Below are 26,649 nucleotides of genomic sequence, written 5' to 3'. Positions count from 1 at the left end.
TTCTGTCTAATAAAAACGCTGGAAAAAAGTATAATTATATAGTATAATAAAAATATACTATTTTTGCTGTTTTTAATTTTATATATATTTAATTTAAACAAACAGCAGATGATTTATGGATACATTCGTGTAAGCACAGACAGGCAAACAGTCGAAAACCAGCGTTTTGAAATCAACCAATTTTGTGAGAAAAATGTAATGGTAATTGACAAATGGATCGAAGAAACAATTTCCGGAGCAAAAAGTGTACAGGACAGGAAGTTGGGTAAGCTATTAAAGAGAATGAGAAAAGATGATATTCTTATATGCTCCGAATTGTCTCGACTCGGTAGAAATCTTCTTATGATTATGGGTGTTCTTAATGAATGTATGAACCGTGATATTCAGGTTTGGACAATCAAAGATAATTACCGCTTGGGAAGTGATATTAATTCTAAAGTTCTAGCCTTTGCTTTTGGTCTCTCAGCCGAAATTGAACGTAACCTTATATCCCAACGTACCAAAGAGGCATTAGCTCGAAAACGTGCTGAAGGTGTTATCCTTGGTCGTCCCAAAGGAAGTAAATCAAAAGTGAAAAAATTGACAGGAAAGGAAATTGAGATAAAAAATCTATTAGATAAGAAAGTTTCCAAAAGTGCCATCAGCCGTATTCTCGGCGTTCATCGCTTAACTGTTAGTGCATTTCTCAAGGATAACCAACTATAAAGACTTTTTTTAATTGAATAATAATACCTAAATTGAAAATGCTATTTACTTCTGTAACCACATATATCCATACTTTTTCTCAAATTCCTCAGTTAATTCCATAATTTTTTTCTGAAGAACAACCATTTCGATGGTTTGTTTTTCCAGTTTATAAAGAAAAGCCAAGGCCTTTTTCTCGGAAAAATTCGACTTTAGGGCTTTGACTATTTGGTTATAGTTCGTACCAACTATTCTAAATTGTCCGAAGAAAGTAGTTAACCTCATGTAATAATCTTGTACAGCTTTGTCGATTTTCACAACCTTTATTGGCTTATTAAATATGCAAGAAGTAATAAAATGAGCCTTAACACTCATACATGACTTGTCATATAAAGCGAGAAAACGTGCGTTGTCAACGTTATTCAAATAGATAACATAACGATGTATTGCAGGATCATTCTTCGGATTCCGCCCTCCTTTTCTTCTTTCAGAAAGATTATTTGTTTTCATAACTACATAAAGATTTAATAAATAAAAATTACGACTTCGGAGTGATTTTCTCTCCCTGAAAGGGCAAGGGTTTTGAAGCACGGAAATTTATTTCAAGTGCTTCAAAACATACCTTGCTGTATTCTGACGAATACCAAAATCCATCCTCCGATGGATTGCCTTAAAGTTTATTTGAGAGATTATCATTACACGACAAAGGTAGCGTCTGTTAATTGAAAGGTTATGATGAGGTTTTCAGACAAATGGTGACAGCAGATGTCATTGGATGACAGTTAATTTTCTTGGCTATCCTGACATCCCTTTTTGTGAATTCATAACTGGATTTATTCATTAAAATATTCACTAATTATTGATGTATTTACTTCAGCTATGAAGTATGTAGTGAATAAGTTAGCTCTTGACTGATACCCAACCAATAAATACTGACTTCATGGCTTCATGAATGAATGACTTCACTAAGTCATGAGGTCAAGACATAACTCATCAAGAAAGGAACAAATAAATTACAGGTTGAATATTATAGTTCAGTAATGGGTGAGTGGCTGAATGAAGTATATATCTACAACTTCATTGAATATTATTTCTTTTTTCAACTGATAAACACCTTCCCTGTGAAAAGAATAAAATAGACCATATTTTTGAGGGAATACTACCCAACGGGTGGAGATTGCCGATAAAACCTGAAAGGCTTGATATTGGCGTTTTATTCTTGAAATAGACCTTTGTTATCAGATGATAAAAAGTGACGGCATAAAAAAGGGTAAAAGAATACTTTTACCCCATTAATTAAGTCGAAACTATAATGTCTATTCATCTCTTACATAACCAACCCTTTTCCTTGATTTTGTATCTTGTCCCTTCTGACTGGCTAATTCTGTTAATGCTTGGTAAATATCATTGAATTGCAGATTCGTTTCTAACATGAAGTTTTCTAATTTTTGATTTAGCTCAGCATACCCCAAAGCATATTGACGAAGCATAATAAAAGCTCTGACTATTTGGATATTAACAGAAATTGCTTTCTGACTATTTAATAATCCTGCTAACATTGCAATTCCATGTTCTGTAAAAGCATAAGGTAGCTTTCTTGTTCCTCCCCAACTTGATGTTCCATTTTGGAATATCAAGTCAAATTCTTTATTATTCAATTGGAACATAAAATCTTCGGGAAAACGATCAAGATTCCGTTTTACAGCCTTATTCAAGTTGCTAGTTGTTACTTCATATAGTTCAGCTAAATCCTTATCAAGGATAACTTTATATCCCCTTATTTCATATATTCGATTCTGTATTACTTCTAATTCCATATTAATTCAATGTTTTAAGTGAATGTTGTTTTGTACTTGTATTGAATATCACAATAACTTCATGGCTTTTCTGTTTTTGACGATATTCCTGAAAAGCATTCAAGACCCATTTTCGAAAACAGTTGGTATAAAGTGATTGAATATGAAAACTCAAAAATATAATTGTTTCAAGGTTGTAATATGTACGAATATACTCTCCGCCATCTTTCGTATATCTATATTCTTTCGTAACATCACTTTCTCTCAATAAATTATACTTGAAAATATTTTTGAGATGTTTACTTATTGTTGGGGAATATACCCCAAACAAATTAGCAATCTCGTTTACTGTCATCCAAACTGTACCATCAACGATTTTCACTTCAATGGTCGGTTTGTTGGTATCTATATCTGTGAATTTTATATATCCTGTTTCCATATGATTATTTTTGATGGTTTTATATTCCTCTATATTTATTTAGCTTTTGATAATTGAATATTATTGGCTTTCAATTTGGTCGAAAGTGTGTTCATTTCGTTACTTATCAGGTTTTCGGTAACTCGCGCATAAATTTGAGTTGTACGAATATTCGTGTGCCCTAGCATTTTAGACACAGCTTCAATAGAAACACCTTTAGCTAAAGTGGTTGTACTCGCAAATGTGTGACGTGCTAGGTGGAAGCTTAATCGTTTCTCAATCCCGCACACAGTACCGATTTCTTTCAAGTATGAATTCATCTTTTGATTGCTTAATGTCGGTAATACTTTGTCATCTTGCTTACCTCTATATTTCTCAATTATTGCTAAAGGGACATCAAGTAATGGAACAGTCACGATGGTATCTGTTTTTGCTCGTTTAGTCATAATCCATGGCTTTCCATCTACCCCTATTTTTATATTGTCATAGGTAAGTTTATAAGTATCCACGTAAGCCAAACCAGTCCAACAGGCAAACACAAAAATATCTCGCACTTTTTCAAGCCGTTCTATATCAAATTCCTTATTTTTAATAATCTCTAGTTCTTGGTCAGTCAAATATCCTCTATCAACTTTCTTAAAATGGATTTTATAGTTTGCAAAAGGATTGTGTTGCATCCATCCATTATTCTGAGCGATGAGAATCACTCGTTTAAAGAATTGAATGAACTTTGCTGTTGTATTAGGACTACAGCTTGCTTGTGTTCTCAGATAGACTTCAAAATCGCAGATAAATTGATACTTTATCTCTTTTACATTGATATCAGAAATATTATACTTGAATTTCATAAACTCAGATATCCTTGTATAAGTCACTTTATATTTTTGCAAGGTTGCTTTTGCCTTAGTGATATTTACCAAAGCTTCTATATCTTTTATAAGGTCTCTAAACAAAACGAGCAGCATTGTGTTATCAGTTGATATACCCAGATAAGAATTCTTCAATTTTTCAGCAGTCACATAATTGTCTTTCTCGAATATCTCCCGATACATATTGTGTAAGATAGTACGACAAGCATCAAGGGTTTGATTCACCTCTATAGCTTCTCTCGATTTACTCCTGGCTTTGTGATTCTCCATATCCCAAAGCTCGGCTCTGATGTCTTTGTGGATATTAAAACTTACAGCCTCACCCGCAATAGTTATCCTGCAAAAGATAGGGGTGAACGAATCCTTCCTCATTTTGTCCTTTCTTAGGTAGAAAGTGATAGCAAACGTGCTTTTTGATGTTCTCATAATTCCTCTTTTTAAAGCGTTAAAATTAATTTTAATCTGTTGTTTTTGAGGAAAATAAGCGCTGCCAATATTGGACTACAAACTACCAATTTGCGACACGTCAAGGGTGAACGAATAAAATTGCAGGGGTGAACACTTTGGCAACAGATTGTTGTCTCAAAGTGGCTTTTTTATGTCTTTCGGAGGAAAGGTGAAAACATAAAAAAATCCTACAATACGTTGATATTGTAGGATTTATCCAAGCTTTGTCGCTTTTTGTCTTTTCTTAAAGCGGAAGCGGGGGGATTCGAACCCCCGGTACAGTTACCCGTACGTCAGTTTAGCAAACTGGTGGTTTCAGCCACTCACCCACACTTCCTGAAACCACAATCGGCTTTTCGCTAATTGCGATGCAAATATAGTTGTTTGTTTTGATTATACAAACAGTTTCCTGACTTAAATAGCATTTTCTTTGATCAAATACTCTGCTATCTGAACTGCATTTAATGCTGCGCCTTTCTTGATCTGATCGGCTACTACCCAGAATGTCAAACCATTCTTATTCGCTATATCTTGGCGTATACGTCCAACATATACCGGGTCTTGTCCTGCAACAAACAATGGCATCGGATATTCTTTTTGTGCCGGATTGTCTTGCAACACAATTCCTTCAGCTTTTGAGAATGCCTCACGGGCTTCTTCCGGCGACACAGGTTTTTCGGTCTCTACCCAGATAGCCTCAGAATGAGAACGAAGTACAGGAACACGGATACAGGTTGCACTCACTTCTATATCAGAGTGCATAATCTTACGCGTTTCGTTGTACATCTTTAACTCTTCTTTTGTATACCCGTTATCTGTAAACACATCTATGTGAGGAATCACGTTATACGCAAGCTGGTAAGCAAACTTCTCTACAGCCACATCATTGTTGAATGCAATTTGCTTAAATTGATTGATCAACTCTTCCATAGCCGCTGCTCCTGCTCCTGATGCTGCCTGATAGGTTGCTACGTGCGCCCTTTTGATATGAGATATTTTTTCTATCACATTCATTGCCACTACCATCTGTATAGTTGAGCAGTTAGGATTTGCGATTATCCCTTTAGGACGAACTTTCCCATCCTCTCCATTTACTTCGGGTACAACAAGAGGCACATCCTTATCCATACGGAAAGCACTTGAGTTGTCTATCATGATTGCGCCATGCTTAGTAATTGTTTCAGCATATTCGATAGAAACACTTCCTCCTGCCGATGTAAAAGCAATATCTATATCTTTAAAATCGTCATTGTGCTTCAGCTCCTTCACCGTATACTGTTTATCACGAAACGTATAGACATTGCCTGCGCTTCTGGCAGAACCGAATAATACTAATTCCTTTATCGGGAAATTTCGTTCGTCAAGAACTCTTAAAAACTCCTGACCTACAGCACCACTTGTGCCAACAATAGCGATTCTCATTTTTTTATTGGTATAGAGTAAATTATTTAATATAAAACAGGTTGCAAATATAACGATTTACTATCAATTATGTATTATTTGTGGTTTTTTGTTACTCTAAGTAAACTTCAAGTTAAACAAAAGAACTATCGGGCTTGTATCTCTTGATTTCTTGCCTGTATTTCCATTTGAGGTATACTCACTTGCAATTGTTCCACTTCCTTTTCAAGACTATAGATATCTGAAGACATTCTCCGCTTTTCATCCTGAGATGCAGTATTATAATCTGCACGCAGTTTTTCCAACTTTTCGGATAGTCCTTTTAGTTCCGATTTCATCTCTACTACCTTCGAATATGTATTCTGAGCTGTTCTATTTTTGAAATCCGACATTTTATAATACGTCTTGTTATCATTAATAACGAATTCAAAATCATGAGTCACCTCTACTTTCACAACAGCTTCTTGACGAGCCAACGCAATCAGATTTTTGTAATTATTATTTTTTTGCCATGTACTCTTTATCGAAGATATTTTAGCTCTGCCTGCCAGATAGCTTTCATCCTCGCTCTGGATGGTTTTCACTACTTTATTCGGAACAAATGTATATATGCAAACTTTCCCTTTAGGCATATATCTATCGGAGGCAAACCAGCCAATGCCCTTTTCTTCGTCCACTGCCATCATATAGTCATTAAACAACGAATTGAATGGCATATTCAGACGTTCAGGAGCGAGATAGGTATCTGTATTCATATTGTAGCGAGAGACAAACAAATCATACCCTCCGAGCGTTTCTTCATCTTTTGCTGCAAAATAGATTGTCACTCCATCTGCCATTACGTACGGATAGTTTATATCACCAGAAAGACCAAAATTGTTTGCCGAAAGCTTCTTTTCATTACCGAAGTCATCGAATAGCTTTTCTTTAGAGTAAAGACTGAACACATTGTCTTTATCGGGCTTGGCATAATACATTTTAGTCCCTTTTTCATTCGTATATACCGTTGCATCTATATGCTTTGCTGATGTAAAAATCTTGTCAAAGGGTTCTAGTTTTCCCGAACTGAGACTCAGCTTATAAGCTGAAAGAAATTTTGCCTTATCTACAATTACACTATCTATTATCTGTATATCTTCTGTGTTGGACACCATACGCCGAAGACGTGACATCACTTTTCTCTTCTCGTCTAATTTTGCTCTCGATGCTTCATCTTTCTTTTTAAGACCGGCTTCGTATTTGTTGAAAGATTCTTCCGATTGTGTAAATTTATACTCTTGTCCATATAATTGCCCCAGATACAAAAAAGATTCTTGTATTCTTTTTTTAGAAGCAACAATGAGGCATTCTTCCGCTTTATTGAGATCTCCTCCCGTTTCCAGCAGGCAAACCCCATACCATTGATTTAGATTGGCGTCCTCCGGCTTAGCTTTATATTCCTCTTCAAAAATGGGTAAAGCCTTTGCATATTCTCCTTGAAGATATAATTCTTTTGCATCGGAAAGAGTTTGTGAAAATGCCATAGGAACACAAGCAAACGTAATAAATAGCCAGATAAATATAGATTTCATGCCGTTCTATTCTAATTAATTATAGGTTTCAAATTTACATGAAAATATTCAAACTATCAATCTGTAAGCGAGGAATGACTTCGACGAAAGAAATATAGCACAAAATTTTCAAGGCTTATACTCTTTTTTATACCTTTGCCTTTACGAAAAATGAAAATTATGGATTTTAGTTTGCAGTCGATTTTACCTATTTTGATTATTGCTCTCACAGTTATAACCAGCATAAAGGGTTTTGGTGACATGGCCTTCTTTGAACGCTACAAGTTTAATGTAGGGGCTATTTTGGGCAATTCAAAACAATGGGACAGACTGTTAACATCTGCTACGCTTCATGGAGACTATATGCATCTATTGTTTAATATGATGACATTGTACTTCTTCTCCGATATTATTACTTACTCTTTCGGAGTATGGATATACCTGGCTATTTACTTTTTGTCTATCATTGGCGGAGGATTACTCTCTCTTTTCATCCATAGAAAAGAATACTACTACAGTGCCATCGGTGCTTCAGGAGGAGTGGTAGGTATACTATTCGCTGCTATAGCTGTATATCCCACAATGCCTCTCCGATTTTTCTTTATTCCGATAGATATCCCGGGATGGATTTTCGGGCTTGGATATCTGGCTTTTTCCATCTATGGTATGCTGAAAAAGGTGGGTAATATAGGGCACGATGCGCACATGGGCGGAGCTATTGTAGGTATTGTTGTGGCTGTCATTTACACTCCTGCAAAACTACTTAGTATGAATGCGGTCTATTTGGGTATAATGGTTTTACCGCTGATCGTTTTAGCCTATCTTATTTGGAAAAAAAAATAAAATAACTACTTTTGATTAAACATTGAATCCTAATAAACAGTAAGAAATATTAAACCTTCTTTCACATAACAAGTCTCAATAAAAAGCAAACTTAGAATAACAGAAGAATAAATAAACTACGAAAATAATAAACCAGCCATATTTGAACATCAAAGTAACTTTGTTGTTATAAATCTAAATAATATAATCCTAAAATATAAGATGATGAGCAGTGATAAAGATCTGATACAGTATGACGAAGATGATGCTGTAAAGTATATACAGAACTATCTTCCGCAAGAAATGAAAGGAAAATACTCGAGTGACGAAATCAACTATATTATTGATATCGTTTACGAATTCTATGAAGAAAAAGGCTACATGGACGAAGATGCCGATGAGAACGTAATTGTAGACATCGATGAAGATGAAATTGTATCTTATGTATTGAAGAATACGAAAAAAGACAAAATAAATAACTTCTCAGCCGAAGATATCGCATTCATTATACAGGGCGAGATTGCATATTGTGAATCACTAGGGATATTCGAATAAAACGAAGATAATCACACAAATTTTAATTATTAAAAGAATAAATTTATGAAACATTTTTCATTCGTAGCAGCTATTGTTTTAAGCTGCGCATTACTATTATCTAGCTGTGGAGCCAGCAATACTGTAAAAGGTGGAGGTATCGGTGCAGGAGCAGGTGGTGCATTGGGCGCAGGTATTGGTGCTATTATAGGCGGCGGTAAAGGTGCTGCATGGGGTGCAGGTATAGGCGCTGTAGTTGGTGGTTCGGCCGGTGCTATCATTGGCAACAAGATGGACAAACAAAAGAAAGAATTGGAGCAAATCAACGGAGCTCAGGTGGAATCTATCAACGATGGACAAGCTATCAAAGTTACGTTTGAATCAGGAATTCTATTCGCAACAAATTCAAGCACATTAAGTTCTGCTTCACAAAGCGCACTAAGCAACTTCGCTGCTTCATTAAATAATAATCCTGACACTGATGTTCAAATATACGGACACACAGATAATACAGGTTCTGACGCTATAAACAATCCTTTGTCTGAAAAACGTGCACAAGCTGTTTATAATTTCCTTCAAACGAAAGGAGTTTCCGGAAAACGTATGGTATCTCAAGGATTTGGATCTACACAACCTGTTGCCGACAACAGTTCTGTTGCAGGTAGAGCTCAAAACCGTCGTGTAGAAGTTTATATCCTTCCTAACGAAAAGATGCTAAAAGACGCTCAACAAGGTAAATAATCTTACACATAGAGTTTAGCTCGGTAAGCTTAACAAAAAATGAAAGGGGAGAGAAACATTATGTTTCTCTCCCCTTTCTAACTATATAAAAGAATAATTAATTATTCTACGGCATCAAAATCTACTACAGTCTTTCTGGTTGCAGCAATCCTGTCAAAATCTTCCTTTGTACCAACAACTAATTTTTCAAATTCACGTTGTCCTGTACCGGCAGGTAATAAGTGACCACAGATTACATTCTCCTTCAATCCTTCCAGTCTGTCTACCTTAGCGTTTATAGCAGCGTCGTTCAGTACTTTTGTTGTTTCCTGGAACGAAGCGGCAGACATAAAGCTTTGAGTCTGGAGAGCAGCACGGGTAATACCTTGAAGTATCTGGTTAGCTGTTGCAGGAACTGCGTCACGCACTTCTACCGGACGAAGGTCTCTACGTTTCAGCATAGAGTTTTCGTCTCTTAGCTTACGTGCAGTAACAATCTGTCCCGGTTCGAATGTTGAAGAATCTCCGGCGTCAACAATAACTTTCTTACCCCAGATTCTGTCATTCTCTTCCATTACTTCATATTTGTCGATAACCTGCTGTTCTAGGAAACGAGTATCTCCCGGATCGATAACTTCTACCTTGCGCATCATCTGACGAACAATCACCTCGAAGTGCTTGTCGTTGATCTTCACACCCTGTAGACGGTATACGTCCTGTACTTCGTTTACAATATATTCCTGAACGGCTGTAGGTCCCATAATAGCCAATATATCAGAAGGAGTTGTAGCTCCGTCAGACAGTGGCATACCGGCTCTCACAAAGTCATTTTCTTGAACAAGAATTTGTTTGGATAGAGGCACCAGATATTTCTTAACTTCATCAAGTTTAGAAGTTACTATAATTTCTCTATTACCACGTTTGATCTTACCAAATGAAACCTCACCATCGATTTCCGACACTACTGCAGGATTAGATGGGTTACGAGCTTCGAACAACTCAGTTACACGAGGAAGACCTCCGGTGATATCACCAGCCTTACCTACTGCACGAGGAATCTTAACAAGTACATCTCCGGCTTTGATCGCATCATTATCATCTTTCACAAGGTGAGCACCTAATGGTAAACTATAAGTTTTGATAGTTCTACCCTGCTCATCCAAGACATGAGCTTCAGGAGCTTTAGTCTTATCGCGAGATTCGATAATGATCTTTTCTTTCAGACCGGTTTGCTCATCCGATTCAACTTTAAACGTAACACCTTCTATTACATTCTCAAATTTGATACGTCCTGTAGCTTCAGATATAATAACGGCATTAAATGGATCCCAATCACAGATCAGATCATCTTTTTTCACCTTAGCCCCATCCTTAAAGTACAATTTAGAACCATAAGGGATATTATGAGTAAGGAGTACGATTTTAGTGTTAGGATCAACCAGACGAAGCTCTACCAATCGGCTAACTACAATCTGAGTTTTCTTGCCCGTTTCGTCAAGAATATCTACTGTACGAAGATCATCTATTTCTAATATACCATCGTATTTAGCAACAACGCTACTTTCGGTAGCAATATTAGATGCGATACCCCCAACGTGGAATGTACGTAGTGTCAACTGTGTTCCCGGCTCACCGATAGACTGTGCGGCAATAACACCTACAGCCTCACCTCGCTGAACCATACGGCCTGTTGCAAGGTTACGTCCATAGCATTTACCACAAACACCCTTCTTCGATTCGCAAGTAAGAACCGAACGGATCTCTACGCTCTCGATAGGAGAATTCTGTATAATAGCGGCTGCATCTTCTTTGATTTCCTCTCCCGATTTAACAATGATTTCTCCTGTCATCGGATGTTGGATATCATGAACAGATACACGACCTAAGATACGTTCATATAAAGAAGCAACAACTTCTTCATTGTTTTTAAGCTCTGAACAAACAAGACCACGCAATGTACCACAGTCTTCTTCATTAATGATCACATCTTGAGATACGTCAACAAGACGACGAGTCAAATATCCGGCGTCGGCAGTCTTCAAAGCCGTATCGGCAAGACCCTTACGCGCACCGTGGGTAGAGATAAAGTACTCTAACACCGACAATCCTTCTTTAAAGTTCGACAAGATCGGATTCTCAATAATCTGAGCTCCTTCTGCCCCACTCTTTTGAGGTTTCGCCATCAATCCACGCATACCTGACAACTGACGAATCTGCTCTTTCGATCCACGGGCTCCTGAATCCAACATCATATATACGGCGTTGAATCCCTGATCGTCTTCCGAAAGTTGTTTCATCAAGATGTTAGACAATCTTGAGTTGACGTGTGTCCATATATCAATAATCTGGTTGTAACGTTCGTTGTAGGTAATGAATCCCATGTTATAATTATTCAATATCTGCTCTACTTCGTCATAACCTTGTTGTACTAATGTATCTTTTTCTTCAGGAATGATTACATCTTCGAGGTTGAACGACAAACCTCCACGGAATGCCATTGTATAACCTAAATCTTTAATGTCGTCAAGGAACTGTGCTGTTTTTGCAACCCCACAGGCTTTGATTACATTACCGATAATATCACGTAATGATTTCTTAGAAAGCACTTCATTGATGAATCCTACTTCTACTGGAGTCTTCTCATTAACAAGAACACGTCCGACAGTAGTTTCACGCATCAATTTCTTTATTTCACCATTTTCGTCAAGGTCATTCACATATACTTTTATCAAAGCATGTATATCAACCTTACCTTCATTGTATGCAATAATAGCTTCCTCAGGTCCATAGAATATAAGACCTTCACCAAGAGCACCCTTACGGATTTTTGTGATATAATATAGTCCAAGAACCATGTCCTGAGAAGGCACGGTAATAGGAGCTCCATTTGCAGGGTTCAGAATGTTATGAGATGCAAGCATCAACATCTGTGCCTCAAGGATAGCTTCATTTCCTAATGGTAAGTGAACAGCCATCTGGTCACCGTCGAAGTCGGCATTGAACGCCGTACATGCTAACGGGTGCAACTGGATCGCTTTACCACCAATCATCTTAGGCTGGAATGCCTGGATACCAAGACGGTGAAGAGTAGGGGCACGGTTGAGCATAACCGGATGTCCTTTCATCACATGTTCCAAGATATCCCATACCACAGGCTCTTTACGATCTACGATCTTCTTAGCCGATTTTACTGTCTTAACGATACCACGCTCGATCAGCTTACGTATAATAAATGGTTTGTACAGCTCAGCTGCCATATCCTGAGGAATACCACATTCGTGCATCTTCAATTCGGGCCCAACGACAATTACCGAACGAGCTGAATAGTCGACACGCTTACCCAACAAGTTTTGACGGAAACGACCTTGTTTACCTTTCAAACTGTCGGATAGTGATTTCAATGGACGATTGGCATCTGTCTTAACTGCACTTGACTTACGTGAGTTGTCAAACAATGAATCGACAGCTTCCTGAAGCATACGTTTTTCGTTACGTAAGATAACTTCGGGAGCTTTGATATCAATAAGTCTTTTCAGACGATTGTTACGTATAATCACACGACGATACAAATCATTCAGGTCGGATGTAGCAAAACGACCTCCATCTAATGGAACCAACGGACGAAGCTCTGGCGGAATTACCGGAACAATTTTTACAATCATCCACTCCGGTTTATTCTTACCTTTCGATCCACGGAACGCTTCTACAACCTGAAGTTGTTTCAATGCCTCGTTCTTACGTTGTTGAGATGTATCTGTGCTTGCCTTATGGCGCAGAGTATTAGCTAATGAATCGAGGTTGATACGAGACAAAAGGTCATAAACAGCCTCAGCCCCCATTTTAGCAATAAACTTGTTAGGATCGGTATCGTCCAACAGTTGATTTTCTTTTGGAAGCTTATCCAGAATATTCAAATATTCTTCTTCTGTAAGAAGGTCTTTATCTGCTATTCCTTCTTCTACTGCCGCACCGGACTGAATCACAACATAACGTTCGTAGTAGATGATAGAATCCAGTTTCTTGGTAGGTATACCTAAAAGATAACCCATTTTGTTTGGCAGCGAACGGAAATACCAGATATGAGCCACAGGAACAACAAGGTGGATATGTCCTGTACGTTCGCGACGAACTTTCTTCTCTGTAACTTCAACACCGCATCGGTCACAAACGATACCCTTATAACGGATTCTTTTGTATTTACCGCAATGACATTCGTAATCCTTTACAGGTCCGAATATACGTTCGCAGAAAAGCCCGTCACGTTCAGGTTTGTAAGTACGATAGTTGATTGTTTCAGGTTTCAAAACTTCACCGCTTGATGCTTCCAGAATTTCTTCAGGAGATGCAAGGCTCACAGTTATTTTTGAAAAGCTACTCTTTACTTTATTTTCTTTTCTAAAAGCCATATACTTTTTTCTTTTAAAAGCTGTAGCTATTAGCCATTAGCCGATAGCTGTTTGTTAGAGTATTTAGAATCCGTCGGCTATCAGCTTAGTTAAAGCCGAAAACCAACGGATAATATGATATTAATCGAGAGAGACACTCAATCCCAAACCACGCATTTCGTGAAGAAGTACGTTTAATGATTCAGGAATACCCGGCTGCGGCATAGGTTCACCTTTTACAATCGCTTCATAAGCTTTTGAACGCCCTATAACGTCATCCGATTTGATTGTCAGAATTTCTCTAAGAATGTGAGCTGCACCGAATGCTTCCAGTGCCCAAACCTCCATTTCTCCGAAACGCTGACCCCCAAATTGAGCCTTACCTCCAAGAGGCTGTTGGGTAATAAGTGAGTATGGTCCGATAGAACGGGCATGCATCTTATCTTCAACCATGTGACCGAGTTTAAGCATATAAATTATACCTACGGTAGCATGTTGGTCAAATTGAATACCTGTTCCTCCATCAATAAGACGGACTTTACCATAACGTGGTACTCCAGCTTTATCTGTCCATTCGTTCAAATCGTCAAGGCTAGCACCATCAAAAATTGGTGTAGCAAACTTAACTCCCAGCTCTTTACCGGCCCAACCCAATACAGTTTCGAAGATCTGACCAAGGTTCATACGTGAAGGCACCCCTAACGGATTCAACACGATATCAACCGGAGTTCCATCCGGCAAGAATGGCATATCTTCCTGACGAACGATACGCGACACGATACCTTTGTTACCGTGACGACCTGCCATCTTATCTCCAACCTGTATCTTACGTTTCTTAGCCACATAAACTTTAGCTATCTGAACTATTCCCGAAGGTAGTTCATCTCCTATAGTGAGGTCGAAACGCTTACGTTTAAGCTCAGCATCAAGCTCTTTATATTTATGTAGGTAGTTTACGATAACATCTCTGATAAGCGCATTTTTGTGCTCATCCGATGTCCAGTTACTTACCTGTATTGATTCGTAATCGATACCATCCAAAGCACTCTTCGTAAACTTAGAGCCTTTACCGATAATATCAACATTCAAATAATCTTTAACACCCTGTGATGGTTTACCTTCGGTCAATACCAATAACTTATCTACTAATATTCCTTTCAGTTTTGCCATCTTTTCTTCATACTCTTCATCTAGTTTAGGAAGCAAAGCTTTGCTCGAAAGTTTTGTCTTACCCTTTTTAGATGCTTTAGAGAACAAGTTTGTTGATACAACAACACCTTTCAATGAAGGAGATGCTTTCAAAGATGCATCTTTCACATCACCGGCTTTGTCTCCAAAGATTGCACGAAGCAGCTTTTCTTCAGGAGAAGGATCAGATTCACCCTTAGGTGTAATCTTACCGATAAGGATATCTCCCGGACTAACACGAGCTCCTACACGGATAATACCTCTCTCATCCAAGTCTTTAGTAGCATCTTCACTTACGTTCGGAATATCGGATGTCAATTCTTCAACACCACGTTTTGTATCACGAACCTCAAGCGCAAACTCTTCTACATGGACAGATGTAAAGATATCTTCGCGAACAACACGTTCGTTCAGAACGATCGCATCCTCAAAGTTGTATCCTTTCCAAGGCATGAAGGCAACCTTCAGATTCTTACCGATAGCCAATTCACCTTTTTCAGTTGAATAACCTTCTGTTAGTATCTGATTCAACACAACTCTGTCGCCTTTTCTACAGATAGGACGAAGGTCGATTGTTGTATTTTGGTTTGTCTTACGGAACTTAGGAATAGAATATGTTTTGATCGCATCGTCAAAAGCCACAAAGTCTTCGTCTGCTGTACGATCGTATTTAATTTTAATCGTATCGGCATCTACAAAGACAACTTCACCTGCACCTTCTGCTACAATCTGAGTACGAGAGTCACGGATAAGCTGACCTTCGATACCGGTTCCTACGATAGGAGATTCGGTACGCATCAAAGGAACAGCCTGACGCATCATGTTCGATCCCATCAGCGCACGGTTGGCATCATCATGCTCCAAGAATGGAATCAACGATGCTGCAATAGAAGCAATCTGAGTTGGAGATACGTCCATCAACTCTACTTCTGATGGCTCAATAACAGGATAGTCTGCATCTTGACGAGCTTTTACACGCATATTGATAAATGATCCGTCATCATTCAACGGAGCATTACCTTGAGCGATAAGCCTGTCTTCTTCCTCTTCGGCTGCAAGATATACGATACCTTCAGACGATAAGTCGACTTTACTATCTGCTACTTTACGATATGGTGTTTCGATAAAACCAAGGTCGTTGATCTTTGCATAAACACAAAGAGAAGATATCAAACCAATGTTTGGACCCTCAGGTGTTTCGATCGGACAAAGACGACCATAGTGTGTATAGTGAACGTCACGCACCTCAAAACCGGCTCTTTCGCGAGAAAGACCACCTGGTCCAAGGGCAGACATACGACGCTTGTGAGTAATTTCAGCCAATGGATTGGTTTGATCCATGAACTGAGACAACGCATTTGTACCGAAGAATGTATTTACGACAGAAGAAATTGTTTTAGCATTGATCAAATCAATCGGCGTAAACACTTCATTATCGCGAACGTTCATTCTTTCACGGATGATACGTGCCATACGGTTAAGACCAACTCCAAACTGATTGAAAAGCTGTTCTCCTACAGTACGTACACGACGGTTGCTCAAGTGGTCGATATCGTCAACGATGGCTTTTGAGTTTATCAACTCGATAAGATATTTGATGATCTCAATAATATCTTCCTTCGTTAAAACACGAATATCTGTACTAGTAGAAAGTCCCAGTTTCTTATTCAGCCTGTAACGTCCTACTTCTCCCAAATCGTAACGTTTTTCAGAAAAGAAAAGGTTATTAATAACCTCACGAGCACTTGCATCATCAGCAGGCTCTGCGCTACGCAATTGTCTGTAGATATGACGAACGGCGTCTATTTCCGAGTTACTTGGGTCTTTTTGTAATGTATTGTATATAATTGCAAAGTCAGAAATATTCTGAGACTCTTTGTGCAATAATATAGAAGATACACCCGAATCGAGTATCAAATCCAGATGATCTTTTTCCAGAATAGTTTCACGTTCAAGAATAACTTCGTTACGTTCGATAGATGTTACCTCACCGGTATCCTCATCCACGAAGTCTTCCATCCAGGTTCTAAGAATTCTGGCAGCAAGTTTACGGCCTGCTATCTTTTTTATATTTTGTTTATTAACTTTTACCTCTTCTGCCAGATCGAATATTTCGAGGATATTTCTATCACTCTCAAAACCGATAGCACGAAGGAGCGTAGTTACAGGTAATTTCTTTTTACGGTCAATATATGCATACATGACATTATTGATGTCTGTAGCAAATTCAATCCATGAACCTTTGAAAGGAATGATACGTGCCGAATACAATTTAGTACCATTAGCATGCATTGTTTGTCCGAAAAATACGCCCGGCGAACGGTGCAACTGCGAAACAACAACACGCTCGGCACCATTGATCACGAATGTACCTTTTTGGGTCATGTATGGTATCAACCCCAAATAAACATCCTGAATAACCGTGTCAAAGTCTTCATGATCGGGGTCGGTACAATAAAGTTTAAGTTTTGCTTTTAGAGGAACACTATACGTCAATCCTCTGTCGATACACTCTTCGATTGTGTAACGCGGCGGATCGATAAAGTAGTCCAAAAATTCTAATACAAAATTGTTTCGTGTATCAGCTATAGGAAAGTTTTCTGCAAAAACTTTGTATAGACCTTCTTTCTTCCTCTTTTCGGGAGGAGTATCAAGTTGTAAAAAGTCGCGGAATGACTTTAGCTGCACTTCAAGAAAATCCGGATAAGGTAGCGGATTTTTGATTGAAGCGAAATTGACTCTTTGATTTGTATTTATTGAAGACATGGAATATCCAGTTTTGATGAACTTATTATTTTTGACGTAAAAAGGTTAAGAACCTTCACAACGAAGGTTCCTAACCAAAGTATCCTTTGACAGGACTGTTTTTACTTAAGTTCAACTTCAGCTCCTGATTCTTCTAATTGTTTTTTCAATGCTTCTGCTTCATCTTTAGTTACTCCTTTTTTAAGTTCACCAGGAGCAGCATCAACTAGATCTTTAGCTTCTTTCAAACCAAGTCCTGTTAGTTCTTTAACAGCTTTAACAACTTGCAATTTGTTTGCACCTGCTGATTTCAAGATTACATCGAAAGATGTTTTTTCTTCTACAGCTTCTGCAGCTGGACCTGCAGCCGGACCTGCAACTGCAACAGCAGCAGCGGCTGGTTCAATACCATATTCAGTTTTTAGAATTTCAGCTAATTCGCTAACTTCTTTCACTGTCAAATTTACTAGTTGTTCTGCAATAGCTTTGATATCTGCCATTTTTGTATAAATTAAAATTGTTATTATTCTTTTTTAAATGAATTATCGTTTCGATAATGTTTCTAATACACCATGAATGGTATTACCACCCGATTGAAGGGCTGAGATAACATTCTTGGCTGGAGATTGAAGCAACATGATAACATCGCCGATAAGTTCGTTCTTGCTCTTGATGTTTTCTAATGCGCTCAAATTTTCCGCACCTATGTAGAAGCTTTCTTGTACATAAGCAGCCTTAAGCGAAGGAATTCCTTCTTTCTTGTACTTAGCGATCAGTTTAGCCGGTGCATTAGCAGAATTGGAAAACATCACTGCAGTATTTCCTTTCAAAACTGAATGTAGTTCCGAATAGTCACCTTCAAGTGTATCCAATGCTTTCTGCAACAGGGTATTCTTTACGACCATTAATTTAATTTCTTGCTTTGCGCACTCTCTTCTCAATTCGCTGGTTTTAGTCGAATTAAGAGTAGCGATATCAGCAAGATAGAAATTGTCGTAACCTTTGATTGTCGCCGCTATAGTTTCTATGATAGTACTTTTATCTTCCTTTCTCATAATGTTTCAGTCAATTTTGATTAATTTTCTACTGATTTAGGGTCTATTTTTACACCCGGACTCATAGTACTTGAAAGACAAACACTTTTCACATAAGTTCCTTTAGCTGCAGTCGGTTTCAGTTTGATAAGCGTAGAAATAAATTCTCTTGCATTATCTCTGATCTGATCTGAAGTAAAAGATACTTTACCTATAGAAGCATGAACGATACCTGCTTTATCAACTTTAAAGTCGATTTTACCTGATTTCACTTCAGTTACAGCTTTAGCAACGTCCACAGTCACAGTTCCGCTCTTAGGGTTAGGCATCAGACCACGAGGTCCAAGTACACGCCCCAAAGCTCCAACTTTACCCATGATAGCAGGCTGAGTGATGATAACATCAATATCAGTCCAACCACCTTTTATCTTTTCGATATATTCATCCAAACCTACATAGTCTGCACCAGCTTCTTTAGCTGCAGCTTCTGCATCCGGAGAACATAATACCAAAACTCTTACTTGTTTTCCTGTTCCATGAGGAAGAGATACTACACCTCTCACCATCTGGTTAGCTTTACGTGGGTCTACACCTAAGCGTACATCCAAATCGACAGATGAGTCGAATTTTGTAGTTGTTATCTCTTTTACAAGAGCTGATGCTTCAGTCAGTGTATATAATTTCCCTGCTTCAATTTTGCTGAAAGCTAACTTCTGATTTTTTGTAAGTTTACCCATTATCAATTGAAGTTTAATTATTTAACATCAGGGAAAGCCCCTTTTACAGTAATACCCATACTTCTTGCTGTACCAGCAACCATCTTCATGGCAGATTCTACGGTAAAACAGTTCAGGTCAACCATTTTGTCTTCAGCGATAGCTTGTACTTGATCCCAAGTAATTTCTGCTACCTTCTTACGATTTGGTTCTGCTGATCCACTCTTTGTTTTAGCAGCTTCAAGTAACTGAATTGCTACAGGTGGTTGTTTTACAATAAAATCAAAAGACTTATCAACATAGTAAGTAATTACCACTGGTAATATTTTACCTGCCTTGTCTTGAGTTCTGGCATTAAATTGCTTACAGAAATCCATGATATTGATACCTTTAGAACCTAAAGCAGGCCCTACCGGAGGAGATGGATTTGCTGCACCGCCTTTAATCTGTAACTTTAATTGTCCAGCAATTTCTTTAGCCATTTTTGTTTTTAATTTTTAGTTTTGTTAAAACTTAAATAGAACATCCAGAGTGCGTAACCAGTCCTTATTGCTCTTTTTCAACTTGCATGTAATTCAATTCGAGAGGAGTTTTCCTTCCAAATATCTTTACCATCACCTTGAGTTTCTTTTTCTCTGCGTTCACCTCTTCAATAATACCAGAGAAACCGGAGAAAGGTCCATTTGTTACTTTCACGTTTTCTCCAACAAAATATTGAATATCCAAGCCTACTTCCTGCTCATCCAGTTCGTCCATTGTGCCTAATATCCGATTTACTTCGGATTGGCTCAGCGGTTGCGGATTAGTAGTATTCGGTAAAAACCCTGCAACAAAATTAATGTTACGAAGTTCATGAATCACTTCACCTACAAGTGCAGCCTCAATCAATATGTAGCCGGGAAGATAAGCTCTTTCTTTGAGAACCTTCTTTCCGTTACGCATGATATAAGTCTTCTCTGTAGGAATAAGAACTTGAGAAATATACTTCCCTAAGTCAGTTTTCTTTATCTCTGATTCAAGATATTCTTTGACTTTATTTTCTTTTCCACTAACAGCACGCAGAACGTACCATTTCTTTTCGATTTCAGTCATAGTTTTTTGACAAGATAAAGATTACAACAGACCATAAAGCAACTTAACCACTCTATCAAATACCGAATCAACTCCCCACACAACCAATGCCATAATAATGGAAGCGATCATGACAATAACTGCACTGCTGGTCAATTCCGGACGAGAAGGCCAAGAAACCTTATATACAAGTTCGTTATAAGAATCTTTAAAATAGTTAATTATTTTTTTCATCACTCCTGTTTGAGTTTAGCACGGGCGGAGAGATTCGAACTCCCGACCGCCTGGTTCGTAGCCAGGTACTCTATCCAACTGAGCTNNGAGAGATTCGAACTCCCGACATTTGGTTTTGGAGACCAACGCTCTACCACTGAACTACGCCCGTATATTAAAGTCGGTTATATTGCAAACCGACTTTAGGTTTTATAGAAATTATTAAGATAAAATTTCTGTAATCTGACCAGCACCTACTGTACGTCCACCTTCACGGATAGCGAAACGAAGACCTACGTTACAAGCAACTGGGTAAATCAATTCTACTGTGATTGTTACGTTATCACCAGGCATTACCATGTCTGTTCCTTCAGGAAGAGAAATTTCACCTGTTACGTCCAATGTACGTAGATAGAACTGAGGACGATATTTGTTGTGGAATGGAGTGTGACGTCCACCTTCTTCTTTCTTCAAGATATAAACCTCAGCTTTGAATGTAGTGTGAGGAGTGATTTTACCTGGGTGAGTAATAACCATACCACGTTTGATTTCTTCTTTATCGATACCACGGAGAAGAAGACCTACGTTGTCACCAGCTTGTCCGTCGTCAAGAATCTTACGGAACATTTCTACTCCTGTTACAACTGATTTTTTAGCTTCAGCTCCAAGACCGATAATTTGAACTTCTTCACCAGTTTTGATCTTACCAGTTTCGATACGACCTGTTGCTACAGTACCACGACCTGTGATAGAGAACACGTCTTCAACCGGCATCAAGAATGGTTTATCAACATCACGTGGAGGAAGTGGAATCCAAGTATCAACAGCATTCATAAGCTCCATTACTTGGCTAACCCAAGGTTCAACACCGTTCAAAGCACCTAGTGCAGATCCACGGATAACTGGAGTATTATCTCCGTCGAATTCGTAGAATGAAAGAAGTTCTCTCATTTCAAGTTCTACTAATTCTAGCATTTCTTCGTCATCAACGATATCACATTTGTTCATGAAAACAACCAATCTTGGTACGTTTACCTGACGTGCAAGAAGGATGTGCTCACGAGTTTGAGGCATAGGACCATCAGTAGCAGCTACAACGATGATAGCACCGTCCATNNACCAGGATCGCGCCGTCCATCTGCGCAGCACCGGTGATCATGTTTTTAACATAGTCGGCGTGGCCTGGGCAGTCTACGTGTGCGTAGTGGCGAGTCGGGGTGTCATATTCAACGTGGGAAGTGTTGATGGTGATACCACGAGCTTTTTCTTCTGGTGCGTTATCGATCTGGTCGAAAGCACGAGCAGCACCGCCGTAGGTTTTAGCCAGAACGGTAGTGATTGCAGCAGTCAGGGTAGTTTTACCGTGGTCAACGTGACCGATTGTACCGATATTTACGTGCGGTTTCGCCCGGTTAAAATGTTCTTTTGCCATAATTAATCTTCTATTATTTAGTTAAATGTATATATTTAATTCAATTTTGAATCTTGTATCCCCGTTAGAGCCCATGACGGGATTTGAACCCGTGACCTCTTCCTTACCAAGGAAGTGCTCTACCACTGAGCTACATTGGCTTAAATCTCAAAATCTTGCTCCAAATTAAACAATTCTCCGTACTTAAAAACAAGAGATATTATTATTAAAGCAAAAGTAATGGAAATTAAAGTGAAGAAATATCCAAATCTATTGATTCATAGCTTTTTCAAAACTTCTTTTTCCTTATAGCTTGAGCCTCTTGTCGGATTCGAACCAACGACCCCGAGATTACAAATCACGTGCTCTGGCCAACTGAGCTAAAGAGGCTAAAAGTCTAATAATTATCGCCATCTCGCTTTTTACACAGCGAAACGGCGACAAAATTAGATATTTTTTTTTAGAATCGCAACACTTTATAGATTTATTTTCCCTTGTGTTTTCTTTTGATTGTCTATTTAGCTTCAACTAGCTTAGTGCCAATTTCATGAACATTGCTATTTTATTTAGCCTGAGCCTTCTCTTTCACCTTAAGCACTTGCTTTTCCAAAGCCTCTATACTCTGAGCAACAGCCTCCTCAAAACTATCAGCAGTCTTATTGGCAAACAACTCTCCATTTTTTATATTCAATTTAACCGAAGCCTCTTTATTATTCGCGACTTCCGGCTTCACGACTTTCAATATAACTTCTGCATCTACAATCTGATCTGTAAATTTATCCAATTTTGATATTTTTTTCTCAATAAACTCTTTCAGTTGTACTGACGCATCAAAGTGCACCGATTGAATTACAATATTCATAACTAATCCTCCTTTACTTTTTAAGCTCTTGGGTGAGCTTTGTTATAAATTCTCTTTAATTCTTCAAACGAAGTATGTGTGTATATTTCTGTAGCAGCCAAGCTTGCATGACCAAGCAACTCCTTTACTGCATTAATATCCGCTCCATTATTGAGCATGCCCGTTGCAAACGAATGTCGAAGAACATGAGGGCTAACCTTAGCCAGAGTTTCTATTTGCTGTAAATTAGAAGTCACAATACGATGCACCAGCATCGGATAAAGCGGCTCTCCATTACTCTTAACAAATAAGTAACCCGATTGGTTTCCCACTTCTTTATTTCGCACTGCAATATATTGCTCAAGAGACTGCTTCATTCCATTACTAAAGGGAATCAGACGCTGCTTATTACGTTTTCCTGTAACCTGTATGGTTTCGGAAGAGAAATCGACATCAACATCTTTCAATCCTATCAATTCTGCCCGGCGAATTCCGGTAACATAAAACAACTCTATTATAATATGATCTCGCAACGATTCGAATGAGTCTCCGTAGTTCTCCTCATCCAGCACCTTCGCCATATCTGCACTGTTAGCAAAAGCAGGAATTGGCCGACCAACTTTCGGGCCATTTACTTTACTGGCTGGATTTACGGTTACTTCTCCTATTCTCTGCAAATATCTGTAAAACGATTTCACTGCGCTTAGCTTACGGTTTACAGAACGGGCTGAGATTTCCCTCTCCATCATCGACACTATCCACATGCGAATAATATCTCTATCTACATGCTTTATGTCGGTATCAGAAAAATGCTCGGCAAGAAACTCTACGAACTGGCTGAGGTCTTCAGAATAAGAAATCTCCGTATGTAAAGAATAGTTCTTTTCATAACGGAGATACCTGATATATTTTTCTATCAACAGCATCATTCGAGAAACATTCTATCTTGAATGACGAAGTTAATAATATTATGCGAAATTGGCAATACTTCTTTTACTCTTCCATACGGTGCATTTTCTGCACATACACAGCATGAAGTTTGTTTGCTCTCTTCACTACAGAAGGCTTTTGAAATTCCTGACGTCTTCTAAGTTCTTTAACAACACCTGTTTTTTCGTATTTTCTTTTAAATTTCTTTAGGGCTCTTTCGATATTTTCCCCTTCTTTCAATGGAACAATAATCATAATTATTCTTTAGTTTTTATTTATTTTCTTATTTAATTTTAAACTTTACAAGCGAAATTTCATTCGCTATGATTGCAATAAATGCATTATCGAGAGAATTCTATTATATAAATCAATCTTCTGAACATTGCTTCAGCAAAGCAACATCATACCACAAGTGAATATGTTTTGTTCAAAAGATCATCAAACCTCCTCTCTGTTTCGGGCTGCAAATTTATGATTTAATATCTTAACGAACAAGACTTTTTAAAAAATTCTATTCTTTTTTCATTTCAATATGGGGTAGCCCATCTTCGAGATACATCTCGCTGGTTTGCCTGAAGCCGTGGCTCTCATAAAATTTTTGAAGATATTGCTGAGCAGAAATCGTAATTCGCGTCTCACCTAAAGTTGCAGATGCTATATCCAGGGCTTTTTTCATCATGTCGTGCCCATACCCGTACTTCCTATACTCCTGAGCAACAATAACCCGTCCGATACAAGCCTCTTCAAAATAATCTCCGGCCTTAAATATACGGCAATAAGCCACTAGCCTGTCGTCTGCATACCCGGAGAGATGCAGTGCTTTTTGGTCTTTATAGTCTGTATCGAGATACGGAGCATCTTGCTCAACAACAAATATTTTGCACCGTAGATGCAAGATCTCATATAATTCGTTTATAGTAAGCTCTTCGAAACGGCTTACTTTCCATACTAATTCTTTCTTCATGCGTAATAAATCAGAAAAATCGCATAAAGATAATTTTTTATTTTTTACAACATTATACCTGTCAGTAAGATTCACTCTGCATAAACAAGAGAACTATACTTCAATATCACTAATAGTATCACCCAAAACCTCAGCAACTCCCCCCGCAACTCTAACAACACTTTCAGCTATTTCTTCAGCGTGCTCTCCGATCGTTTCCCCTACAGAAGTCAAAGCTTCCGAAACATTATCCAGAATATTATCGCTGCCTTCTGCAGATACTTCCTCGCCATCCTCAACCAGAACGCTTACTACTTTCTTTGCTATTTGCAATGGTAATTCAAGCACATCGCCACTAAGAATATGTGAGCCGGACGATTCTTTCCCTGCTTCCGTTTTTTCTTTTTTATGATCTAAGTCTGCCATAATCTTTCTATTTTGAGATAAACAATCAATACAAACCAAACATAAGCATTATAATTCTCATAAAAAAATAAAAGACAATACATTAAAGTGTAATAGTTCTGAATAATACAATTATATAACAACCCGACAATCTTAATTTTAATGCAATCCAATAGTAATAGTTTTGTAACCCCTCTTACTTATTTTTGCCAATAAAAAAAGCTTATGAATGTTAGACGTTTAGGAGCAATAGATATCGGCTCCAACTCTGTACGCCTTCTTATCACAGATGTTCTCGATTATAATGGACGTGCAGTATTTAAAAAGGATTCATTAATTCGTATTCCTTTAAAATTGGGAGAGGATACATTTTCTACAGGATATATAAGTGAGCAGAAGAAAGAAAAGCTCGCCATTCTAATGCAATCTTTCCGTGGGCTGATACAGGTAAATGATGTAGAAATATGGCGTGCCTGTGCAACGTCTGCCATCAGGGAAGCCTCTAACGCACAAGAAGTATTGGAGTACGTAGTTGCCAAGTCGGGCATCGAAATCGATGTAATTGACAGCAAAGAAGAGGCTCGCTTTATTCTTACAAACAGAATAGACGAATTGCTCGAGGAGAACAGAGTATACATATATACGGATGTAGGTGGAGGAAACACAGAGCTCATTATTTTTTATCAGAACAAAGAGATCGCATCCGAATCGTTCAAGCTAGGAACTATTCGCTCACTACCGCTTGAGGAAGAAAGAGCCGAATGGGACAGAATGAAAAATTGGCTCACAGAACACAGCAAAGATTATATAAAAGTATCCCTCATTGGGTCGGGTGGAAACATAAATAAACTGGATTCACTATTACGCCGTTCAGGACGCATACGCAGAGAAGAGTTAGTGAGCTTTGCGGCTAAAATGAGAAAAATGAGTTACGAAGAACGGTTGGTGAATCTTAAAATAAACCTCAATCGGGCAGAAGTGATATTGCCTGCAATAGCAATATACCTTAAAGTAATGAAACTGGCTCGGGCACTTGTCATCGAAACACCAATAATAGGTGTCGCCGATGGCATTATCAAAGACCTATACATGACGCACTTCTATCAACCGTCTGCCCCTGCACTTTCTATCGATAAATAAAGAACTACAGCACAAACAGATACATGGCAAACAGAGAAATATTTACCATCTGTTTGCTCATCATTTATATCATCATAAAACCCTACCTATATTAATCTTAACCATTTATTCATAATTACTTAACAGCGTTGTCATAATCTATTTATTCTTTTGATATGAAAAAAAGAGAAAAAATATGACAAACAAAAAACATCACAAAACCATTGTTCTTTCAGATATCCATCTGGGATCTAAATGGTCAAAAGCAAAAGAAGCAACAAGATATTTAAAAGACAACACATGCGACACTCTCATTTTATGCGGAGACATTATTGATGGGTGGCAATTGATGCGAGGAAGAAAAGCAAAGTGGAAAAAGAGACACAGCAATAATGTCTCCGCATAAA

General features: G+C 38.2%; 25 protein-coding genes, 4 tRNA genes and 1 pseudogene. 6 read left to right on the top strand and 24 right to left on the bottom strand.

Going from position 1 to position 26,649, the window contains the following annotated elements; genetic code table 11:
• Positions 1–108: 108 nt before the first annotated feature.
• Positions 109–705, top strand: coding sequence for a master DNA invertase Mpi family serine-type recombinase (locus B3P17_RS03135; protein WP_006801082.1), 597 nt, complete (start codon positions 109–111; stop codon positions 703–705).
• Positions 706–750: 45 nt separating this feature from the next.
• Here B3P17_RS03135 and mobA read toward each other — a convergent pair whose 3' ends face one another.
• From mobA to B3P17_RS03100, 7 genes are all read right to left on the bottom strand, one after another.
• On the bottom strand, positions 751–1,194 hold the full coding sequence (mobA, locus tag B3P17_RS03130; RefSeq protein ID WP_006801081.1) for a conjugal transfer protein MobA: 444 nt from the start codon (positions 1,192–1,194) through the stop codon (positions 751–753).
• 806 nt (positions 1,195–2,000) lie between these two features.
• Positions 2,001–2,501, bottom strand: coding sequence for an ORF6N domain-containing protein (locus B3P17_RS03125; protein ID WP_006801080.1), 501 nt, complete (start codon positions 2,499–2,501; stop codon positions 2,001–2,003).
• Between the two features lies 1 nt (position 2,502).
• A complete protein-coding gene (locus tag B3P17_RS03120; protein ID WP_006801079.1) occupies positions 2,503–2,919 on the bottom strand; it encodes a transcriptional regulator in 417 nt (138 codons plus the stop codon).
• A 35-nt stretch (positions 2,920–2,954) separates the two neighbouring features.
• Positions 2,955–4,193, bottom strand: a complete 1,239-nt coding sequence (locus B3P17_RS03115; RefSeq protein WP_006801078.1) for a site-specific integrase — start codon at positions 4,191–4,193, stop codon at positions 2,955–2,957.
• Positions 4,194–4,464: 271 nt separating this feature from the next.
• Positions 4,465–4,551 (bottom strand) — tRNA-Ser (locus B3P17_RS03110).
• Between the two features lie 77 nt (positions 4,552–4,628).
• Positions 4,629–5,636, bottom strand: coding sequence for an aspartate-semialdehyde dehydrogenase (locus tag B3P17_RS03105; protein ID WP_252639555.1), 1,008 nt, complete (start codon positions 5,634–5,636; stop codon positions 4,629–4,631).
• 125 nt (positions 5,637–5,761) lie between these two features.
• Positions 5,762–7,186, bottom strand: a complete 1,425-nt coding sequence (locus tag B3P17_RS03100; protein ID WP_252639556.1) for a tetratricopeptide repeat protein — start codon at positions 7,184–7,186, stop codon at positions 5,762–5,764.
• Between the two features lie 159 nt (positions 7,187–7,345).
• Here B3P17_RS03100 and B3P17_RS03095 point away from each other — a divergent pair, with 159 nt between their 5' ends.
• The 3 genes from B3P17_RS03095 (at position 7,346) to B3P17_RS03085 (ending at position 9,262) form a co-directional block, all read left to right on the top strand.
• Positions 7,346–8,008 carry a rhomboid family intramembrane serine protease gene (locus tag B3P17_RS03095; RefSeq protein WP_006841952.1) on the top strand — a complete coding sequence of 221 codons (663 nt, stop codon included), beginning with the start codon at positions 7,346–7,348 and terminating at the stop codon, positions 8,006–8,008.
• Between the two features lie 204 nt (positions 8,009–8,212).
• Positions 8,213–8,542 carry a hypothetical protein gene (locus tag B3P17_RS03090; protein WP_135105798.1) on the top strand — a complete coding sequence of 110 codons (330 nt, stop codon included), beginning with the start codon at positions 8,213–8,215 and terminating at the stop codon, positions 8,540–8,542.
• A 45-nt stretch (positions 8,543–8,587) separates the two neighbouring features.
• Positions 8,588–9,262 carry an OmpA family protein gene (locus B3P17_RS03085; RefSeq protein ID WP_135105778.1) on the top strand — a complete coding sequence of 225 codons (675 nt, stop codon included), beginning with the start codon at positions 8,588–8,590 and terminating at the stop codon, positions 9,260–9,262.
• Positions 9,263–9,363: 101 nt separating this feature from the next.
• Here the strand turns inward: B3P17_RS03085 and rpoC are convergent, their stop codons facing one another.
• The 17 genes and pseudogenes from rpoC to B3P17_RS03000 all read right to left on the bottom strand — a co-directional run bounded on the left by rpoC (position 9,364) and on the right by B3P17_RS03000 (position 25,144).
• Positions 9,364–13,647: a DNA-directed RNA polymerase subunit beta' gene (rpoC, locus tag B3P17_RS03080; RefSeq protein WP_252639557.1), complete on the bottom strand. Its 4,284-nt coding sequence runs from the start codon at positions 13,645–13,647 to the stop codon at positions 9,364–9,366.
• Positions 13,648–13,767: 120 nt separating this feature from the next.
• Positions 13,768–17,580: a DNA-directed RNA polymerase subunit beta gene (rpoB, locus tag B3P17_RS03075; protein ID WP_252639558.1), complete on the bottom strand. Its 3,813-nt coding sequence runs from the start codon at positions 17,578–17,580 to the stop codon at positions 13,768–13,770.
• 101 nt (positions 17,581–17,681) lie between these two features.
• Complete coding sequence (gene rplL / locus B3P17_RS03070) at positions 17,682–18,059, bottom strand: 50S ribosomal protein L7/L12 (RefSeq protein WP_006841947.1); 378 nt, start codon at positions 18,057–18,059, stop codon at positions 17,682–17,684.
• 42 nt (positions 18,060–18,101) lie between these two features.
• Positions 18,102–18,614, bottom strand: a complete 513-nt coding sequence (gene rplJ / locus B3P17_RS03065; RefSeq protein WP_135105772.1) for a 50S ribosomal protein L10 — start codon at positions 18,612–18,614, stop codon at positions 18,102–18,104.
• Between the two features lie 20 nt (positions 18,615–18,634).
• A complete protein-coding gene (gene rplA, locus B3P17_RS03060) occupies positions 18,635–19,330 on the bottom strand; it encodes a 50S ribosomal protein L1 (protein ID WP_006841945.1) in 696 nt (231 codons plus the stop codon).
• 17 nt (positions 19,331–19,347) lie between these two features.
• A complete protein-coding gene (gene rplK, locus B3P17_RS03055) occupies positions 19,348–19,791 on the bottom strand; it encodes a 50S ribosomal protein L11 (protein ID WP_135105770.1) in 444 nt (147 codons plus the stop codon).
• A 64-nt stretch (positions 19,792–19,855) separates the two neighbouring features.
• Entirely contained in the window at positions 19,856–20,401 is a 546-nt protein-coding gene (nusG, locus tag B3P17_RS03050; RefSeq protein WP_006841943.1) for a transcription termination/antitermination protein NusG, read from the bottom strand.
• A 21-nt stretch (positions 20,402–20,422) separates the two neighbouring features.
• Positions 20,423–20,614: a preprotein translocase subunit SecE gene (gene secE, locus B3P17_RS03045; protein WP_291103270.1), complete on the bottom strand. Its 192-nt coding sequence runs from the start codon at positions 20,612–20,614 to the stop codon at positions 20,423–20,425.
• A 79-nt stretch (positions 20,615–20,693) separates the two neighbouring features.
• Positions 20,694–20,763, bottom strand: a tRNA-Trp gene (locus B3P17_RS03040).
• A gap of 52 nt (positions 20,764–20,815) precedes the next feature.
• Positions 20,816–22,025, bottom strand: a pseudogene (gene tuf, locus B3P17_RS03035) (elongation factor Tu).
• 68 nt (positions 22,026–22,093) lie between these two features.
• Positions 22,094–22,165 (bottom strand) — tRNA-Thr (locus B3P17_RS03030).
• Between the two features lie 155 nt (positions 22,166–22,320).
• Positions 22,321–22,394 (bottom strand) — tRNA-Thr (locus B3P17_RS03025).
• Positions 22,395–22,566: 172 nt separating this feature from the next.
• A complete protein-coding gene (hpf, locus tag B3P17_RS03020) occupies positions 22,567–22,866 on the bottom strand; it encodes a ribosome hibernation-promoting factor, HPF/YfiA family (RefSeq protein ID WP_006841940.1) in 300 nt (99 codons plus the stop codon).
• Positions 22,867–22,886: 20 nt separating this feature from the next.
• Positions 22,887–23,768: a tyrosine recombinase XerC gene (locus B3P17_RS03015; protein WP_291103298.1), complete on the bottom strand. Its 882-nt coding sequence runs from the start codon at positions 23,766–23,768 to the stop codon at positions 22,887–22,889.
• A gap of 70 nt (positions 23,769–23,838) precedes the next feature.
• Positions 23,839–24,030, bottom strand: a complete 192-nt coding sequence (gene rpsU / locus B3P17_RS03010) for a 30S ribosomal protein S21 (RefSeq protein WP_006841938.1) — start codon at positions 24,028–24,030, stop codon at positions 23,839–23,841.
• Positions 24,031–24,286: 256 nt separating this feature from the next.
• Positions 24,287–24,739, bottom strand: coding sequence for a GNAT family N-acetyltransferase (locus tag B3P17_RS03005; RefSeq protein WP_252639559.1), 453 nt, complete (start codon positions 24,737–24,739; stop codon positions 24,287–24,289).
• A 93-nt stretch (positions 24,740–24,832) separates the two neighbouring features.
• Entirely contained in the window at positions 24,833–25,144 is a 312-nt protein-coding gene (locus B3P17_RS03000; protein WP_252639560.1) for a hypothetical protein, read from the bottom strand.
• A 204-nt stretch (positions 25,145–25,348) separates the two neighbouring features.
• Between B3P17_RS03000 and B3P17_RS02995 the strand changes: the two genes are divergently transcribed.
• Together B3P17_RS02995 and B3P17_RS02990 are read left to right on the top strand one after the other, a co-directional pair.
• Complete coding sequence (locus tag B3P17_RS02995; RefSeq protein WP_252639562.1) at positions 25,349–26,263, top strand: hypothetical protein; 915 nt, start codon at positions 25,349–25,351, stop codon at positions 26,261–26,263.
• 175 nt (positions 26,264–26,438) lie between these two features.
• Entirely contained in the window at positions 26,439–26,648 is a 210-nt protein-coding gene (locus B3P17_RS02990; protein ID WP_291103267.1) for a metallophosphoesterase, read from the top strand.
• Position 26,649 lies beyond the last annotated feature (1 nt).

The sequence above is a fragment of the Dysgonomonas sp. UBA7630 genome (genome assembly GCF_002483985.1).
In the GTDB taxonomy this organism is placed as follows: domain Bacteria; phylum Bacteroidota; class Bacteroidia; order Bacteroidales; family Dysgonomonadaceae; genus Dysgonomonas.
The sequence above is the reverse complement of the archived record's forward strand: the minus strand, read 5'-3'. Positions and strand labels throughout refer to the sequence as shown.